Here is a 16,945-nt window from a genome sequence, read left to right as displayed (position 1 = left end):
TGATGGAGACTACAAATGCTGCTCTGGGGCCTTGTTGCCAAGCAGATCCGCCGCTGGCAGGCGTACCGCCGCACCCTTCTCGAGCTTTCGCAGCTCGATGACCGCACCCTCGCCGACATCAACGTGTCGCGCAGCGAGATCGTCCGGGTCGCGCGCCGCGCCGCCGCCGCCGCCTGATCGACGCATCGATATTCGTGCATTCGTGGAAACGGCCCCGGACATCCGGGGCCGTTTTCGTTTGGGTCCACGGGCCCGTCCACAATGGCCCTGCCCCGGACTGCACCTTGCCGCGATCCGTGCTAAACGGCCGCTCGTGAATTCGGATCGGAACGGCATGAGCATGGAAACGACCCGCCCCATCCACGTCGTCGGCGGCGGCCTCGCGGGTTCGGAAGCCGCGTGGCAGATCGCCCGGCGCGGCGTGCCCGTGATTCTGCACGAGATGCGCCCGGAGCGGGGCACCGACGCCCATCAGGGCGACCGGCTGGCGGAACTCGTCTGCTCGAATTCCTTCCGCTCTGACGACGCCACCGCCAACGCGGTCGGCGTGCTGCATGCCGAGATGCGCCGGCTCGGCTCGCTCATCATGAGCTGCGCCGACACGCACCAGATTCCGGCCGGCGGTGCGCTGGCGGTGGATCGCGAGGGCTTCGCGCAAGCCGTCACCGACGCCATCGAGGCCAACCCGCTGATCACGGTCGACCGCCGCGAGGTCGGCGGCCTGCCGCCCGACGACTGGGACAGCGTGGTCGTGGCCACCGGCCCCCTCACCTCGCCGGCCCTTGCCGAAGCGATCCGCGCCCGCACCGACGAGACCGCGCTCGCCTTTTTCGACGCCATCGCCCCCATCGTCCATTTCGATTCGATCGACATGGATGTGTGCTGGTTCCAGTCGCGCTACGACAAGGCCGGCCCCGGCGGCACCGGCGCCGACTACATCAACTGCCCGATGGACAAGGCGCAGTACGAGGCCTTCGTGAGCGCGCTGGTCGCCTCCGACACCGTGCCGTTCCGCGAGTTCGAGGCCAACACGCCCTATTTCGACGGCTGCCTGCCGATCGAGGTCATGGCCGCGCGCGGGCCCGAAACGCTGCGCCACGGCCCGATGAAGCCGATGGGCCTCACCAACGCCCACAACCCGACCGTGAAGGCCTATGCCGTGGTCCAGCTCAGGCAGGACAACGCGCTCGGCACGCTGTTCAACATGGTCGGCTTCCAGACCAAGACCCGCTACGCCGATCAGGTCCGCCTGTTCCGCATGATTCCAGGGCTGGAGAACGCCGAATTCGCCCGGCTCGGCGGCCTGCACCGCAACACCTATCTCAATTCGCCCAAGCTGCTTGACGCCACGCTGCGCCTGAAGGCCGAGCCGCGCCTGCGCTTCGCCGGTCAGATCACCGGCTGCGAGGGCTATGTCGAGAGCGCGTCGATCGGCCTGCTCGCCGGCCTGTTCGCCAGCTTCGAGCGGCTCGGCCTCGAACTGACGCCCCCGCCCGCCACCTCCGCGCTCGGCGCCCTGCTCGGCCACATCACCGGCGGGCATATCGAGACCGTGGAACCCGGCCCGCGCTCGTTCCAGCCGATGAACATCAATTTCGGCCTGTTCCCGCCCCTGGTCGCCAATCCGCTGCACGATGCCGACGGCAAACGGCTCAAGGGCCCGCAGAAGACCGCCGCCAAGAAGCAGGAAATGGCGCGCCGCGCGCTGCGCGATCTCGACGGCTGGGCCGCCGCGCAGGTCGACGCCACGGTCGGGGCGGCGGCGTGAGCGGGCATTTCGAACTGGATACCGTACTGAAGCGCGATGTCTTCAGCACCATTGAACGCGGCCTCTGGCATGACGGCGCGGGCCGCGCTTTCCCCGCCGTGCGTCGCCGCTATTCCGACGTGGCGTGGTGGATCAAGCCGCTGGCCCGCCATTTCGCCAAGCGCGAGGCGGGCGCGCTGCGCCGGGCGGAAGGCTCTGGCTACACGGTACCGGTCTATGCGCTGGAGGAAGGCTGGCTGGTGCGTGGCTGGGTCGACGGCGTGCCGCTGCAGATCGCGCGGCCCTATGGCGACACCGCCTGGTTCGCCTCGGCCCGCAAGGGACTGCGTGCGGTGCACCGCCGCAACATCGCCCATAACGACCTCGCCAAGCCGCAGAACTGGCTCTACACGGCGGACGGGCAGGCGGTGCTGATGGATTTCCAGCTCGCCTTCCGCTTCCGCCGCCGCTCCAAGCTGTTCCGCGTCTTCGCCTATGAGGATATCCGCCACCTCCTCAAGCAGAAGCGCAGCTATTGCCCGGAGGCGCTGACCGCCACGGAAAAGCGCATCCTCGCCCGCAAGAGCCTGTTCACCCGCATCTGGATGGCGACCGGCAAGCGCGTGTACAATTTCGTCACCCGCCGTCTGCTGAATTACCACGACACCGAGGGCCGCGGCCCGCGCGCCATGGAGCAGGGTCCGCGCCTCGCGCAGGCCATGGCCGCGATTCCCGGCGTGCGCGAGGTCCAGATCATGGACTTCCCCACCGCCGGCCACAGTTTCGGGCTGTACGCCTTCGTCGAGGCCGAGCCCACGGTGAACGAGGCGACGCTGCGCGCGGAAATCGCCGGCGCCCTGCCCGATCATCTGCCGCCGGAGCATATCCAGGTGGTCGAGCGCCTGCCCCGCGATGCCGCAGGAGTCGCGCGCGAGGACCTGCTGCGGCTCGTCGCGCTGAACCAGATCGACCAGCTCGCGCAGTTCCCCTGCACCCCGGACCAGCAGGCCGCGCTCGACGCCATCCTGCGCGACCGGCGCAATTTGAGCGACCGGGTCCGGGCCAGCCTGTAGCGCATCGGGCGCCCGGCCGCCTTAGCGATCCGTTTACGAAGCGTTCACTATACTTGCCGTGGTTGTAATCCGATCACGGTAACGCGTTGTCCCACCCCGTACCGTCCCCGCACCCGATGCAGCGCCCGCCCTCCTCCATGGCCGGGCGGCTGTCGGTGTGCGTGCTGTTCGGGGCCGGCTGCGCCGTCGGCGCCCTGCTCTACGGCGTGGTGCGCGACGAGCTTCCCTTTGCCGCCCCGCCGCCCGTCGCTGCGCCCAGGCTCCAGCCCTCAGCGCCGCCCGTCCAGCCCCCGCCCTTCGAGATGACCGCACCGGCCCCCGACCCGGCTTCGGCTGCGCCCACGGTCGATCCGATGGTGACGGGCTCGGCGCGGGCCGTTCTGCCGCTGCGCCTTGCCCTGCCGGCCGAGGCGGAGGAGGCTCCGCCCGTCGTCGCCCCTTCCCCCCTGCTCGCCGCGCCCCCGGCCGCTGCGCCCGCCATTGCGCTCGCCGCCCCCGCCAGCCTGCCGGAACCGCCCGTCCCGGTGATCGCCGTGCCCACGGCTCCCATGCCGGCTCCCATGCCGGCGCCCGCCTCCCCGGCTCCCGCCTCTCCTGTGGAAGCCGCCATAGAGGACCCGGAGCCACCCATCGCCGCGCCACCTACCCCGGCGCCGCCCCCGGTCATCGCCGTAGCACCCCCTGTCGAGCCTCCCGCGCCGCCGGAACCTGTGGAACTGCGCTCGCCCGAGGATCTGTGCGCGGATCTGGCCGCGATCGGCATGCACGGCGCGGAATGGAAGCGTGATTCGCAGGCGGGCGAGTGGTCCTGCACGCCCGAGGTCGAGCGCTTCGGCCGCGACGGCGCCAGCCTGTTCGCCACCATTCTCGGCATTGATGCCGAGACCGTCGGCATGGTGCGCTTCAAGCTGAACCTGATCTCGGAAACCGTGAACGAGACCATCAAGCAGCGCACCGTGACGCTGGTGAACAGCCTCTCCAAAGGCCTCGGCCTCGCGCTGCCCCCGGAAGCGGAGGAAGCGCTGCTGGACGCCGCCGCCTATCAGTTCTCCGACAAGAACTGGCAGTTCGTCATCCGCCCGCAGGAGAACGACCCCGCGCGCATCAACATCTTCCTGCGCCGCGTCCCGAAGCAGCAGATCGGCATGCGCGGCGGACTTTAGGCGCCGCCGCGGCACCCCGCCCCGCGACAGGCCCCGGCCGGCACGGTACAACAATCCCGCAACGCGCCCCTCCTCACGAGAACCCCTATGCCGAGCCCCGCGGCCACCGAGATCGCCATCGTCGGCACCGGCTATGTCGCCGATTATTACGGCCACAGCCTCGACCATCACCGCGATGGGCTGACCTTGCGCGGCGCCTTCGACCTCGACCCCGCCCGGCTCGCCAGCTTCGTCACGGCCTTCGGCGGGCGCGCCTATGCCAGCCTCGACGCCCTGCTGGACGATCCCGCCGTCGCCATCGTCCTCAATCTCACCGATCCCCACGCCCATCTGGAGGTGAGCCGGCGCATCATCGCGGCGGGCAAGCACCTCTATACCGAGAAGCCGCTCGCCATGACCGCCGCGCAGGCGGTGGAACTTCGCGCCCTCGCCGAGGCCGCCGGCGTGCGGATCGCCGCCGCGCCGTGCAATGTGCTCGGAGAATCCGCGCAGACGCTGTGGCGCGCGGTTCGGCAGAAGCTCGTCGGCGAGATCCGCCTGATCTATGCCGAGCTCGACGACGGCATGATCCACAAGCTGCCGACGCGCGACTGGCTCTCCACCTCCGGCAAGCCATGGCCGGCGAGCGGCGAGTTCGAGGTCGGCTGCACCTTCGAGCATGCCGGCTACACCGTTGCCCCGCTGGCGGCGATGTTCGGCCCGGTGGTCCGCGTCACCGCCTTCGCCACACTCGCCTGCCCTGACAAGGCCATGTCGCCCCCGCCCGGCGGCTGGGCGCCGGACGTCTCGATCGGTTGCCTGGAGTTCGAGAGCGGCGTGGTCGCCCGCGTCACCAATTCCATCGTCGCGCCCTATGATCACCGGCTGCGGCTGATCGGCGAACAGGGCGTGCTGGCAATGGCCGAGCCCTGGCATTACGACTGTCCCGTGCGGGTGCGCCGCTCCGCCAATGACCGGGTGTCGCGCTATCTGGAGCGCCGCCTGGGCTGGCTGCCCACGCGCAGCGTGCCGCCGGTGCGGCCGGTGCCGTTCCAGAGGAAGCGCGGGCGCCCGACCATGGATTTCATGCGCGGCGTGCGGGAACTGGCGGACGCTCTGCGCGAGAGCCGCCCGAGCCGGCTCGACGCCGATTTCGCGGTCCATGTCACCGAAGTGACGGAGATGCTGCAATATCCCGAGCGTTTCCCGAGCCCGGCTCAGGTGCAAAGCCGCTTCGCCCCGATCGACCCCATGCCATGGGCGCGGTGACGTCGCCACGATGAGCGCCTAGCTCACCAGCCCCTTGCCATAGAGGCCGGGGCGAAAGGCCCGCATCCAGAAGATCTTGCCGAGCCCGGCCGCCGCGCTCGCCCGCGCGGCCAGCGCCTTGGGCCGGTCGATGAACCAGTACAGCCCTGCGAGTGTCCCGCCGACCACGAGTTGCCCGGCGCCGATCGCCATCCACATCGCCAGTTCGCCCCAGCGCGGCGACTCCAGCATGGTCAGCACGAAGGAACGTATCTGCCCGCTCAGGAAGCGGCGGCGGGTGACATAGCTCCAGCTCAGCCGGCGCGGCGGCACCCATTCGGTCACGCATCCCTCAGCCGACCAGCGCAGCTTTCGCCCGGAAAACACGAGCCGCTTGATCAGCAGCGAATCCTCGCCCCCGCAGCCGTTCAGCGAACGGTCGAACGGCTCGGGGCCGGTGAGGCACGCGCGCGAGAACGCTGAATTATTGGTACCGAGCAAAGCGGCGTGCGGCGCGAGGTCGGCGCCATCCGGCAACTCGATCCGCCGCGCGAAATTGGGCAGCAGCGCGACCAGCCCGCCCGGCTCCTCGGCCTGTGCCGAGACCGGGCCGAACACCGCCTCGGCTCCGGTCATCCCGATCACCCGCCAATGCGCGGCAATCCAGCCCGGCTCGGCCTCCTCGTCATCGTCGAGAAAAGCGATCCACTCGCCGCGCGACTGCTGCACACCGGCATTGCGGGCATTGGCAACGCCGGCCTCGCGCTCGCTGGCATAGGCCACGCCCACGCCCTGCGCGCGAAATTCCTCGACGATGCCGAAGGCGTTGCCGTCCTGCGAATTGTCGACCACGAGGATATCGACCGCCAGACCCTCGGGAATCTGCTGCGCGACGGCGCTCGCCAGCGCCCGGCGCAGCGGCCCGTGCCGGTTATAGGTGGGAATGACGATGGTGAGCGATCCCGCCGTCATGCGCGTCAGTTGGTCCCGATCCCGTTGCCGGCATAGACCGCCTTGGAGGCGGTGTCCGCGATCATGTAGAGCAGCTGGATCACCTTGGCGACCTCGTAGCCCTGCGCGTTGGAGACATAAAGCACGTCGCCATCATGCATCTGGAAGCGGTTGGCCGCGAACAGGGTAGCCGGCTCGTTCAGATTGGCATGGAACACCACCGGCACCTTGGCGCCGGGAATGTCGGTCTGGTCGATGCCGAGCTTGATCAGCGTGGCGCGGTCGACCTCGCGGTAGAGGTAGACATAGCCCGGATTGGCGCGGGTATCGATCAGCCCGCCCGCCTTTCCGATCGCCTGGGCGAGTGTGACGTTCTCGCCGTCGAAGCGATAGGTGCCATTCTCGGTCAGCGCGCCGAGCACCACATAGGATCGGGTATCGCTCTGCACATAGATCGTGTCGCCGGGGCGCACATAGACGTTGTTGGAGGCATTGGTCAGCAGCGAGGCCAGCTTGAACGAGCGGCTCTGCCCGCCGCGCAGCAGCGTCACCACCGCATCCTCGCCCTTGCCCTTCACACCGCCGGCGCGGGCGATCAGGTCGAGCACCCGTGTCCCGCTCGGCTCGATCGTGACCAGCGCGGGATCGGCGACGTCGCCGAGCACCGAGACCTGCGAGGATGGCGAGGACACCAGCGTCACCAGCACCTGCGGCTCGATCGCCCGGTCCTCGACCTTGTTGCGGATATCCTCCTGCACCGCCTGGATGGTGCGGCCCGCGACATTGATCACGCCGGCATAGGGCACGGTGATGGTGCCCTGCGAACTCACCTGCTGGTTCGGCAGCGAGATGTGGTTGCTCGCCCGCGCTCCGGCGTCGGAGGGAATGAACAGCCCGCCCGCCTCGGCCTCGAACATGGTGACCTGCACGATGTCCCCGACATTGAGCCGGATCTGCGGTGCCGCCGGCGGCGCGCCGATCTGGCCGCTCATGCCACCGCGGATCGACGCGGAATTCGGGTCGCCGCCCGAGCCCAGAGCGACGGATTTTGACAGGTCGACGAGAATATAGTCGATCGGCGCCTCAGCGGGGACAAAGCGCATCGCGTTCTGCTCGACCGCCGTGCCGGTCGGCCCGCCCTTGGGCATGAACTGGCATCCCGCAGCCGACAGCGCGGCCAGAAGGGCAAGCAGAAGGCCAGGCAATCGCGAAGCGAGGCGCATTAGGGGTTCCGAGCGAGTCGACTGCCAACCAACCTAGGTGGGCGCCCTTAATGGACGCTTAACCATGACGGGAATTGTGCGCCGCACACGGCCAAAAAGCGCTTGCGTTACATCCAGATGAACCCTGCCGCGGGTCGTCTGCGCGCCGTTCGGCGACCTTCCGGCTTGATCGTCCCCTCGTCGAGAGGCGAAGGTAGAGCGGGCGACGATTGCGAACCCTAGGGATTCGCCTGCGCAGGACGTTGAACGAGACATGTGTACTTCGCTGAGCTACAGGGACGCCGCCGGGAACATCTATTTCGGGCGCACGCTCGAACTGACCATGGATCTGCCCTACCAGATCGTCTGGTTCCCCGCCGGTTTTGCCACCACCTCGCAGGTCGAGGGCGACGCTCCCCTCTCCTTCACCGCGCGCCACGGCGTGCTGGCCGTGACCATGCCGGCGCGGGTGCCGAGCGCGGACACGCCGATCGGCATCACCGATCTCAAGATTCTCGAAGGACTTAACGAGGCCGGCCTCACCTTCAGCCTGCTGTCCTATCCCGCAGCGGGCGGCGGCCAGCGGGCCATCGATGCCACCCGCGCGGTGCTGGGCGCGTCCGATCTCGGCGCGTGGGTGCTCGGCCAGTTCGACACCGTTGCCGAAGTGAAGGCCGCGCTGGCCGGGCAGCCGGTGATGGTTCAGCCGCTGGCGATCCTCGGCGGCGTGGAATCACCCTTCCACTATGTGGTGCACGACCGCAGCGGCGCGGCGCTGGTCATCGAGTTCGACAAGGGCACGATGTCGGTGCACGACAACCCGGTGGGCGTGATGACCAACGGTCCCGCTTTCCCGTGGCACCTGACCAATCTCGACAACTACACCTATCTCACCAATGTCGACGTGCCGACGTCAAGCTTCGGCGGCTACAAGGCAGTTCAACCGGATTCGGGCATCGCGACGGCCGGCTTGCCGGGCTCGAACACCTCGGTTGGCCGCTTCGTGCGCGCGGCTTTCTACGCCCAGTTCACGGAAAAGGCCGCGAGCCCCGATGCTGCGGTGCTGGCCCTTGCCCATGTGATGAACAATTTCGACCGCGCACGCGGCGTTACCATCGATTATCCAGAGGCTGGCGTCGGCCATCTGGAAGTCGAAGGGCTCAAGGGCGAAGCTGGCGCAAGCTACGCGACCGAGTTCACCACATGGACCAGCATGTCGGATCTGGACCGTGGGCTGTTCTTCATCCGCGATTACGCCAGCCTGAACTACACCCGCTTCAGCCTGTCCGAACTGAAGGACGCGACAACCCCGCGCGTACTGCCGCTGAAAGCGTTCAACGGCGGGGCGGGAGATGGCACGTCGGTGCTGAAAGCCCCTGCCGCCTGAATGCTTCGGGAGGCTGCGCCGCTCGCGCCGCTCAGTCTCCCGACAGGTCCTCATCCTCGACGCGATACAGCGGATAGAGGTTGCGCCAGCTCCATTTTCCCTTCAGCGCTGCAAGCTTGATCCGACGCTCACCCCGTTCCATGAACGGCGAGCTGAAGGCGAACAGCACGAACTGAACGGCGGTCCTGAAGCGGAGGGCGAGCGCAGTCGCAACCGGATTCTCGCTGTTGCGCACCACGCTGAAGGCAAACGCCTGCCCCCCCGCATAATGGCGACGCGCCAGATAATCCACGTCGTCGCGATGGGCCGGCACGAACTCGCGGGCGCGCGCCCCGGGAATATAGCCGAACCTCCGCCCCCGCCTCTGCAACCGGCAGAACAGGTCATAATCCTCGCCCCCGCACTGGCCGAGCACCGCGTCGAACGGCTCCGGGTCGGTGAGGGTGCGGGCGCGGCGGAAGATCGAATTGGAGGTGGCGAGCGCGAATCCCGGCGTCTTGCGCGGCCCCATCGCAAACAGTTCGTCGCCCGCGCCCAGCGTCGTCTTGCGGTCGAACATAGTGAGAGCCGCCGCGCTCGGCGTGCCCTCGCCCTCAAAATCGGCCTCGACCGGGCCGAAATAGACGTCGCGGTCGCTGCGCGCCAGCGTCTCCAGCACGGCGGGCAGCCAGCCGGGCTCGATCTCCATGTCGTCGTCGAGAAACACCGCGATCTCACCGGTCGCCGCCGCCACCGCGGCGTTGCGTGCCACCGAGATATTGGCCGGATGGGCTGTGACATAGCGCACCGGGAACGGCGCCGCGGCTGCGAACGCCGCTACCGTGTCAGCCGCTGATTCCTCGTCGGAATTATCGACCACCACGACATCGATCGCGGCGCGGTCGAGCCCGTCGAGCACGGCTACCGAGGCCAGCGCCCTGCGCAGCAGCGCCGGGCGGCGATAGGTGCAGAACATCAGGGTGATGCGCATCGGGTCTAGGCCGCCTGCGGGCCCGGCGCATCCTGCGCCATGCGCTGCCCGATCAACCGGTCGAGCCAGATCCGGTGCAGCAGGAACATCACCAGCATGGCGATATTGTTCAGCATCTGGCCGCGCAGGAACAGCGTCGCCTCCATGAGATTGTTGCCCAGATAAAACACGAGGACGAGGAAGCAGAACAGATGGAGCGCGTGGGCGTGCCGCGAGGTGGTGCGGTCGAGACACAGATAGAGCGCCTGATAGACCGACTGGATAACCGCGACCAGCGCCAGCATCAGCCCGATGATGCCGACATGCAGCATCACTTCGAGAAAACCGTTATGGGCCTGGTTGAGATAGCCGACCGCCACTTCGGACAGAAAGGTGCCGGGCGGGGCACGCAGCACGGGATCCGCGTCGAGCCCCACATCCCAGAACGCGCCATAGCCGGCCCCCAGCCACGGCCGGTGCGAGATTTCGATGAGCACGAAGTCCCAGATGTCGGTGCGGCCCGACAGCGTGGGATCGCCGACCGAATGCTTCAGTATCTCGGGAAGCGTCATGCCGACGGCGAGAAAGCCGAGCGCGACGAAGCCCGCGCCGAACAGGCCGAGGATGAACAGGAAGCGGCGCTCCCGCGGCCCGCGCGCCAGAAAACGCATCACCAGCGGCACGGTAAGCGTGAGGCCGATGGCAAGCGCGGTGCTGGTGCGGCTGCCGGTCATCAGCAGGAACAGGCCGGTAAGGCCGAGCCCGCCGAGGCCGACCACCACATGCGCCGGGCGCTGCGCGGCCGCCATCCAGGTCGCGATGGCAAAGGCGCTGATCACCGCCACCTGACCGGACAGGTTCTTCTGCCCATAGATGCCGCGTACCCCGATCTCGGTGATCGCGATCGAGGGAAACAGGATCGTCGCCGCGATATTCACCGCCATCACGAAGGTGAGGAACAGCGCGAGGATGGTGTGGAGTCGGTAGGTGTTGCGGGTGTTGAGCGCTAGCGCGAAGGCCGAGGCGGTGAGCACGCACATCACGAAGGTGCGGCGGATGGTGAAGCCGGGATACATCGACCAGACCACGCTCAGCACGCACCAGCCGACCATCAGCCAGATCAGCCAGCTCTGGCGAAACAGCATGAGCGCGAGGCGCCAGCGCAGCAGGATCAGCGCGAAGGCCAGCCCGCCCATCGCCAGCGACACCAGCCGGTCGACGATATTGCCCTCGGCGCGCGTCTGCACCTCGATATCGGCGAGCGGGTTGAGCCCGATGAAGGTGACGACGAGAAACATGCCGAGCAGGACGAGGCCAAGCAATTGGCACAGACTCTCGCGGGAGAGAGTGACGCGCGGCAGCGGCGCGCCCTGCGCGGCGCTCGGCCCGGCCTCGCCCGCGCGGCCGCTCACAGGGCCACGGCCTCGCTCCGGCGGCGACGGCGGCCGTCGGTGAGGAACGCAAGGAACAACCCGCCGAGCAGGCCAGCCATGCACCCGATGGCGACCAGCACGATGGTTCCGCGCGAGGACGGCCTCTCCGGCACGTCCGCGACCTCGATAATCCGGGCGTTGGCGACCGGATAGCTCTGGTTATGCATCTCACGCTGGTAGCGGGTGAGGTTGCTCTCATAGGCCTTGCGCAGCGCGTCGGCCTCGACCTGCATCTGCACCAGCTGCCCGGCGGCCGCGTCCGAGCGGCGGATCTGTTCCATCAGCGACGTGCGATTGGCGCGCAGCCAGGTGACGCGCGAGCCGCTGGCCTCGACCTCCGCATTGGCGGCAGTGATCGCGCGCCCGGCTTCCTGATCGATCTGGCGCCGGACATCGTTCAGCGAGCGCAGTTCCCGCTGCACGAGCTGGTGGGTGGACCCCAGCCGGTTGAGCAGATGCTGATAGCGCTGATCGACCGTCATGTAGCGCTCATGCAGCGCCTCGATGGCGTTGTTGCCGCGGAACTCGGCCAGCAGCGCGGTGGGATCGCTCTGCTGTATCAGCACCAGCCGGTCGCGACGGGTGCGCGCCTGCGCGACATCGGCCTCGGCACGGATGAGCTGGGCGTTGATCTCGGTGAGCTGATCCTCGGCCCCGATCATGCGGCCATCGGCGCCGTACAGGTTGTTGTCGGCCTTGAATGTCTGGATGGCCTGTTCCTTGGCCTCCATCTTCCCGCGCAGCTCATCGATCTGGGTCGTCGTCCAGGCAGCGGTGGATTCGGCGACAGCGGAATTGGCCTCGAGCTGCTGGTCGACATAGACCTTGCCGATGGTGTTGGTCATCAGCGCCGCAAATTCGGGATCGGACGAGGTGTAGCTGATCTGCACGACCTGGCTGCGACCGACCCGCTCCACCTCCAGCCGCTTGCCGATCGCCTCGAGCAGCGCGGTCTCGTCAAGCGGCTTGGGCAGCGTGCCGAACAGGGTGGCGAGCGGCGATGGCCGGCCGAATTCGGCGCGACCGAGCGGGCCATTGATAAGATCCAGCTCCGCAATCACGCGTTTCATCACGGTGTTGGAGCGGATGAGTTCGATCTGGGCATCGACCAGATTGTCGCCGAAGCCCGGCTCCAGCGTGGTCTGGCCGGCCACATCGTCGCCCTTCAGCGTGCCGTAGAGCACGCGCGTCGACGCCGTGTACTTCTTCGAGGTAGCCATGGCGAGACCAACCGCCAGCAGCCCGCCGATCAGAATGCCGACGATCATCAGGCCGATGCTGCGCTTGAGGAAGCCCCGGATCGCGTCGAAATCGATCGTGATGTCGCGAAGCGGATCCTGCGCCTCCTGCTGAAGCCGCAGCTCCGAATACGCCTGTGTCGAGGGCGGAACCGCAGACATGAACCAACCTTGAGATCGCGCCGAATGCTGAGTGGCAAAGGCTTTCGGCTCACCGAAGGAGCATCTCCGGCCATCTTGCAACCATTGTTGCATTTTAGTCGTGGAATTCAGGCAATTTTTCGCAGGGATGATGAATGAATTGCTTCAGGGATTGGCCGTGGCGCCGCATTGTGAAGCGGAGGACGGCGCCCGCGCCCGGCTTCACGTATTCCCGCCTGCCCGCTCCCCTCATCCCTTGATCCGCGCTCTTCATGACAACACGGCGATCACTGCTGAAAGGGGCGTTGGCTTCCGCCCTGCTGCCGACGACGCTCTCCGGTGCTGCGCGTGCGGCCGGCGTCTCGGTGCGCATCCATGACGGCGCACGGGCGGAACCGATCTCGCCCTTGATCTACGGCTCCAACGAGTTCGGCCGCATGGTCGGTGGCGAACCGTCCGTCGTCTTCGACAAGAAGCTGCGCACGCCGTTCCGCCGCCTCGGCGGCAATCTGATGACGACCTACAACTGGACCAATAACACCCAGAACGCCGGGAAGGACTGGTATCACGCCAATGTACTCGGCATGGCGGAATTCCTCGACATCGCCCCCGAGCAGCGCGCCGAGCCCGCTGCCGTCATCACCAAAATGCACCGCAACAGTCTCGATTGCGGCGCGCAGAGCCTCGTCACGCTGCAGCTCGCCGGCTACGTCGCCGCCGATGCCAATGGTGAGGTTCCGGTCTCCGAGCATGCGCCCTCCTCGCGCTTCGTCCCGCTTCGCTGGTCCTCCGACACCGAGGCCTTCGCGGCCATCGACAAGACGGTGTGCGACATGCCCCAGCTCATTCGCCGGCTGGTGGCAACCTTCGGCGGCGCGAATACGCCGACCGGCATCCGCGCCTATTCGCTCGACAACGAGCCGGGCCTGTGGGCGGAAACCCATCCGCGCATCGTACTGGAGCCGCCGACCATCAAGAGCCTGTTGGAGCGCTCCATCGCGGCGGCGAAGGTGATCAAGACCATCGACCCGCACGCGCTGGTGTTCGGCCCGGCGAGTTGGGGCGTCACCGAGTTCCAGAATTTCCAGCACGCGCCGGACTGGGCGGATTACGCGCATTTCGGCAGCTTCATCGCCGCCTATCTCGATGCCTTCCGCGTCGCCTCCGATGCCTTCGGCGCGCGGCTGCTCGATGTGCTGGACGTCCACTGGTACCCGCAATCCAATCTCGGCGACCTGCTCAATACCGAGGAGCCGGCCCATGCCGAGGCGGTGCTCGCCGGCCCGCGCTCGCTTACCGAACCCGGTTTTGCCGAGCAGAGCTGGGTGATCCGCGCCCTCCCGGTCAGCGACAAGGTGGAGCTCGCGCTGCCGATCCTGCCGAGCCTCAACCGCCTGATCGCCAAACATTATCCGGGCACCCTGCTCGGGGTCACCGAGTTCAATTTCGGCGGCGTCGGCCAGCTTGCCACCGGGCTCGCCGTCGCCGACGTGCTCGGCCGCTTCGCGCAGGCCAATGTCGCCTATGCCTGCCATTGGGGCCCGCTCGACGGACAGGTCGGCAATGCCTTTGCCCTGTATCGTGACTATGACGGCAAGGGCGGCACCTTCCCGCCTCGCCGCGTGCACCTCGAACATGAGGGGCAGGCCGAACTCGCGCTCTATGGCGGCGTCGATGGCCCACGCCTCCATGTCGTCGCGATCAATCGCTCGACGAAGGAACTGCCGCTGCGCCTGCATCTGGACCAGCGTTACCGCACCATCGCTGCCTATGGCTTCGATGCGTCGCGGACCCGGCTCGGGCCGCTCGGCGAGGGTCCGGCGCATTTCGACCCCTTCGCCATGATCGCGCTTCCCGCCCGCTCCGCCCGCCATTTCGTGCTCGACCGGCAGGGATAGCGCTACCGCCTGCGCACCGCCGCCAGCACGGCGGAAAGGCCCTCGCGGTCGAGCAGCGCGAGCAGCACCGGATAGAGCACGGCGCCGAGCGCCACCGCCGCCGCCAGCCCGCCGATCTCGCCCAGCCGCGCATGCAGGAGAGGACCAGCCAGCGCCACCGCCCCCGCCATCAGGCCGGCACAGACCAGTGGCCGGGAGAGGTCGCCGACCATCACCCGCAACGGAACGCCCAGCTTGTAGCCGGCCAGCAGCAGCGCTCCGAGTGTGTCACTCAGGTCGCCGGCCAGCCGCGACAGCCCGACCGCCGCCACGCCGAACGGACCGATGCTCGACAACGCAGCGACGATGACGCCCAGCCGCGTCATGCCGCGCCACAGCGAATAGCGCGGCAGGCCGAGCGCCGAGAGCCCGGTGATGACCAACTGCGTCGCCGTAACCAGCCCGCCGCCAATGCCGAGAATCTGCGCGATCAGCACCGCCTGCTCCCACCCCGGCCCCGCCAGCACAGGCACCAGCAGCGGCGCCACCGCGGCGATGCCGAAGAAGATCGGCGAGGTCACCAGTGCCGTGCGCGCACAGAATCGACGCACCAGAAAGGCCAGATCGCCAGCCCCATGCGCCGCCGGCAGGAACAGCGAGAAGCTCAGATTGTGGCTCACCGCTATCACCGCGCCGCGTACCGGCTCGATCACCCGCATCGCCATGTTGAACTGGCCGAGCACGCCGATGCCGAACATGCTGGCGACCATGAAATTGAACAGCAGATAGGTCAGGTTGTCGGTGAGCCGGTCCCACAGAATGGTCCAGGCGAAGCCGGCGAGATCGGCGTAGTGGCGCCGCGACCAGGCCGGCTTCAGGCTCATGCCCACCAGCCCGACCAGCACGATCGCCTGCGCGAAGATCGCGGCCACGCGGAACGCGATCAACGCCCACAGCCCCGCTCCGAGGAAACCGAGCCCGATCGCCGCCACCGTGCCGACCACATTGCCGACCAGCGACGACAGGGCGATGGCATTGAACGCCCGCCGGCGCCGCGCGACCGCGGTCGCCATCACCACCGCGACATTGGGAAAAAGCATCAGCGACGCCGCCGGCAGCAGCACGGCGAGTTCCGGCAGGTTGTAATGCCGGCCAAGCCCCCAGCCGACCGGCACTGACAGGACGAGGAACAGCAGCCCCATCGCCCAGCTCGCCGCCAGCGCGGTGCGCACATGGATGCCGCGCAGATGCTTGCGCTGCGACAGCGGCTCCTCGAACGGCACGGCAACGAACACGTTGAAGATCGTCACCACGGTCAGCACCAGCGCCGTGGTGCCGAAATCGTCGGGCGTCAGCAGCCGCGCCAGCACCGCGGTGGTGAGCACCTGCAGGAACAGACGGCTGGCCGCCTCCAGCCCGGCAATCGCCGCCCAACCGGAAACCTTGCGCCCGCCGCGCCCCGTGCCCTCGCTGTTCGTGACCATCCGCCCTTCACTGATACGTCGCGGCGCCAGCCGGAACGGTCCGCGCCCTAAGCCCGCGCGGAAAGGGCTCCAGAGCCACCGCAAAGGCTCTAGCCGACGAGCTGCGTCCTGTTCAACCCGTCTTCGAGCCCGATCGCGGGCTCCCATCCGATCGCGGTCCGCGCGCGTTCGGAAGGATAGCGCGCCTTGCGGGCGAACAGCTTCATCTCGTCGCGCGTCGGCGCCAGCGCCAGCGCCTCGAAGCCCGGAAGGCGCAGACGTCGCCACACTTTGGCGGGGAGCGAAGCGGCGATGCGCAGCCGGCGATCCAGCGGCCCGATCGGGCGCAGCCGTTGCCCCATATGCGCGGCGAGCGTGGTGAAATAGCCGTTCCAACTCGGGCTGTCGGGCCCAGTGATGTTGAGCACGCGCATCCCCTCACCGGGCGCGGCGCGTAGCGCCAGGCCGATGGCCCGTGCCACCTCGTCGACATGCACCAGCGCCGCCAGCCCCTCGCCATCCTCGCCGAAGGTGCCCCAGGCGCCAAGCCGGATGCGCCGGCCCAGCTTCTCGATCCAGAACGGACTGCCCGAGCCGTAGATGATGCCCGGGCGGAGCACCGTGGCGCTGCGGCCCGCATGGGTCCATTCGCGCAGATATTTCTCGCAGGTGAGCTTGGCGGCGCCATAGTCGGTCAGGGTGCCGGCCGGCGCATCGGTCTCTCGAACCTCGCCGGTGCGCTCGCCATAGACCGCGATGGAGCTGAGATAGACCAGTGACGGGGCGGCTTCCGGCCGGGCGGCAGCGTCCAGCAGACAGGCGAATTCGCGCTCCATGCCCGCAACCTCGCCATAGGCGGCATGCACCACGGCGTCGACGCCGGCGGCCGCCGCGCGAACCTCGCTCGGCTTGGTCAGGTCGCAGGGCGTCGCGATAAGGCCGGGATGGCCGGCAATGTCCGGGGGCATGGCCGAGTGGCGAAGGCCGGCGCGGACCCTCCACCCCTCGGCGAGCAGATGACGGCAGACGGCGCGCCCGACAAATCCCGCAGCCCCGGTGACCAGAACCGTACCGGAGAACGCATCGTCCACGTC

14 protein-coding genes are annotated in these 16,945 nt (G+C 68.0%); 7 read left to right on the top strand and 7 right to left on the bottom strand.

The genetic code is table 11. The features are described 5' to 3' along the window. Positions 1 to 15: 15 nt before the first annotated feature. From MKI84_RS00310 to MKI84_RS00290, 5 genes are all read left to right on the top strand, one after another. Complete coding sequence (locus MKI84_RS00310) at positions 16 to 177, top strand: DUF1127 domain-containing protein (RefSeq protein WP_241615986.1); 162 nt, start codon at positions 16 to 18, stop codon at positions 175 to 177. Positions 178 to 334: 157 nt separating this feature from the next. Continuing rightward, the gene (gene trmFO / locus MKI84_RS00305; RefSeq protein ID WP_241615985.1) at positions 335 to 1,768 is read left to right on the top strand and encodes a methylenetetrahydrofolate--tRNA-(uracil(54)-C(5))-methyltransferase (FADH(2)-oxidizing) TrmFO; all 1,434 of its coding nucleotides are present in this window, start codon (positions 335 to 337) and stop codon (positions 1,766 to 1,768) included. After that, the gene (locus MKI84_RS00300; protein ID WP_241615984.1) at positions 1,765 to 2,820 is read left to right on the top strand and encodes a serine/threonine protein kinase; all 1,056 of its coding nucleotides are present in this window, start codon (positions 1,765 to 1,767) and stop codon (positions 2,818 to 2,820) included. The genes trmFO and MKI84_RS00300 overlap by 4 nt, the downstream gene beginning before the upstream one ends. Before the next feature lie 86 nt (positions 2,821 to 2,906). Continuing rightward, positions 2,907 to 3,983 carry a DUF6030 family protein gene (locus MKI84_RS00295; protein ID WP_241615983.1) on the top strand — a complete coding sequence of 359 codons (1,077 nt, stop codon included), beginning with the start codon at positions 2,907 to 2,909 and terminating at the stop codon, positions 3,981 to 3,983. Positions 3,984 to 4,070: 87 nt separating this feature from the next. Next, entirely contained in the window at positions 4,071 to 5,231 is a 1,161-nt protein-coding gene (locus MKI84_RS00290) for a Gfo/Idh/MocA family protein (RefSeq protein ID WP_241615982.1), read from the top strand. A gap of 18 nt (positions 5,232 to 5,249) precedes the next feature. Here MKI84_RS00290 and MKI84_RS00285 read toward each other — a convergent pair whose 3' ends face one another. Together MKI84_RS00285 and MKI84_RS00280 are read right to left on the bottom strand one after the other, a co-directional pair. Continuing rightward, on the bottom strand, positions 5,250 to 6,182 hold the full coding sequence (locus MKI84_RS00285) for a glycosyltransferase family 2 protein (RefSeq protein ID WP_241615981.1): 933 nt from the start codon (positions 6,180 to 6,182) through the stop codon (positions 5,250 to 5,252). Positions 6,183 to 6,187: 5 nt separating this feature from the next. Further along, positions 6,188 to 7,309, bottom strand: coding sequence for a polysaccharide biosynthesis/export family protein (locus tag MKI84_RS00280; protein WP_241615980.1), 1,122 nt, complete (start codon positions 7,307 to 7,309; stop codon positions 6,188 to 6,190). A gap of 328 nt (positions 7,310 to 7,637) precedes the next feature. On the opposite strand from MKI84_RS00280, the gene MKI84_RS00275 reads away from it, so the two are divergent. Next, the gene (locus MKI84_RS00275; protein WP_241615979.1) at positions 7,638 to 8,750 is read left to right on the top strand and encodes a linear amide C-N hydrolase; all 1,113 of its coding nucleotides are present in this window, start codon (positions 7,638 to 7,640) and stop codon (positions 8,748 to 8,750) included. A 31-nt stretch (positions 8,751 to 8,781) separates the two neighbouring features. Here the strand turns inward: MKI84_RS00275 and MKI84_RS00270 are convergent, their stop codons facing one another. The 3 genes from MKI84_RS00270 to MKI84_RS00260 are packed head-to-tail and all read right to left on the bottom strand — an operon-like array spanning position 8,782 to position 12,532. Further along, positions 8,782 to 9,720: a glycosyltransferase family 2 protein gene (locus MKI84_RS00270; protein WP_241615978.1), complete on the bottom strand. Its 939-nt coding sequence runs from the start codon at positions 9,718 to 9,720 to the stop codon at positions 8,782 to 8,784. 5 nt (positions 9,721 to 9,725) lie between these two features. Continuing rightward, on the bottom strand, positions 9,726 to 11,111 hold the full coding sequence (locus MKI84_RS20735; protein ID WP_241615977.1) for an O-antigen ligase family protein: 1,386 nt from the start codon (positions 11,109 to 11,111) through the stop codon (positions 9,726 to 9,728). Further along, entirely contained in the window at positions 11,108 to 12,532 is a 1,425-nt protein-coding gene (locus tag MKI84_RS00260) for a GumC family protein (protein ID WP_241615976.1), read from the bottom strand. Before MKI84_RS00260 ends, MKI84_RS20735 begins: the two co-directional genes overlap by 4 nt. A 284-nt stretch (positions 12,533 to 12,816) precedes the next feature. On the opposite strand from MKI84_RS00260, the gene MKI84_RS00255 reads away from it, so the two are divergent. Next, complete coding sequence (locus MKI84_RS00255) at positions 12,817 to 14,409, top strand: glycoside hydrolase family 44 protein (protein ID WP_241615975.1); 1,593 nt, start codon at positions 12,817 to 12,819, stop codon at positions 14,407 to 14,409. Between the two features lie 2 nt (positions 14,410 to 14,411). Here the strand turns inward: MKI84_RS00255 and MKI84_RS00250 are convergent, their stop codons facing one another. Beyond that, positions 14,412 to 15,872, bottom strand: coding sequence for an oligosaccharide flippase family protein (locus MKI84_RS00250; RefSeq protein WP_241615974.1), 1,461 nt, complete (start codon positions 15,870 to 15,872; stop codon positions 14,412 to 14,414). Between the two features lie 89 nt (positions 15,873 to 15,961). Then, positions 15,962 to 16,942, bottom strand: coding sequence for an NAD-dependent epimerase/dehydratase family protein (locus MKI84_RS00245; protein ID WP_241615973.1), 981 nt, complete (start codon positions 16,940 to 16,942; stop codon positions 15,962 to 15,964). Between the last annotated feature and the right edge of the window lie 3 nt (positions 16,943 to 16,945).

The sequence above is a fragment of the Ancylobacter gelatini genome, assembly GCF_022601675.1.
Lineage (GTDB): Bacteria > Pseudomonadota > Alphaproteobacteria > Rhizobiales > Xanthobacteraceae > Ancylobacter > Ancylobacter gelatini.
The sequence above is the reverse complement of the archived record's forward strand: the minus strand, read 5'-3'. Positions and strand labels throughout refer to the sequence as shown.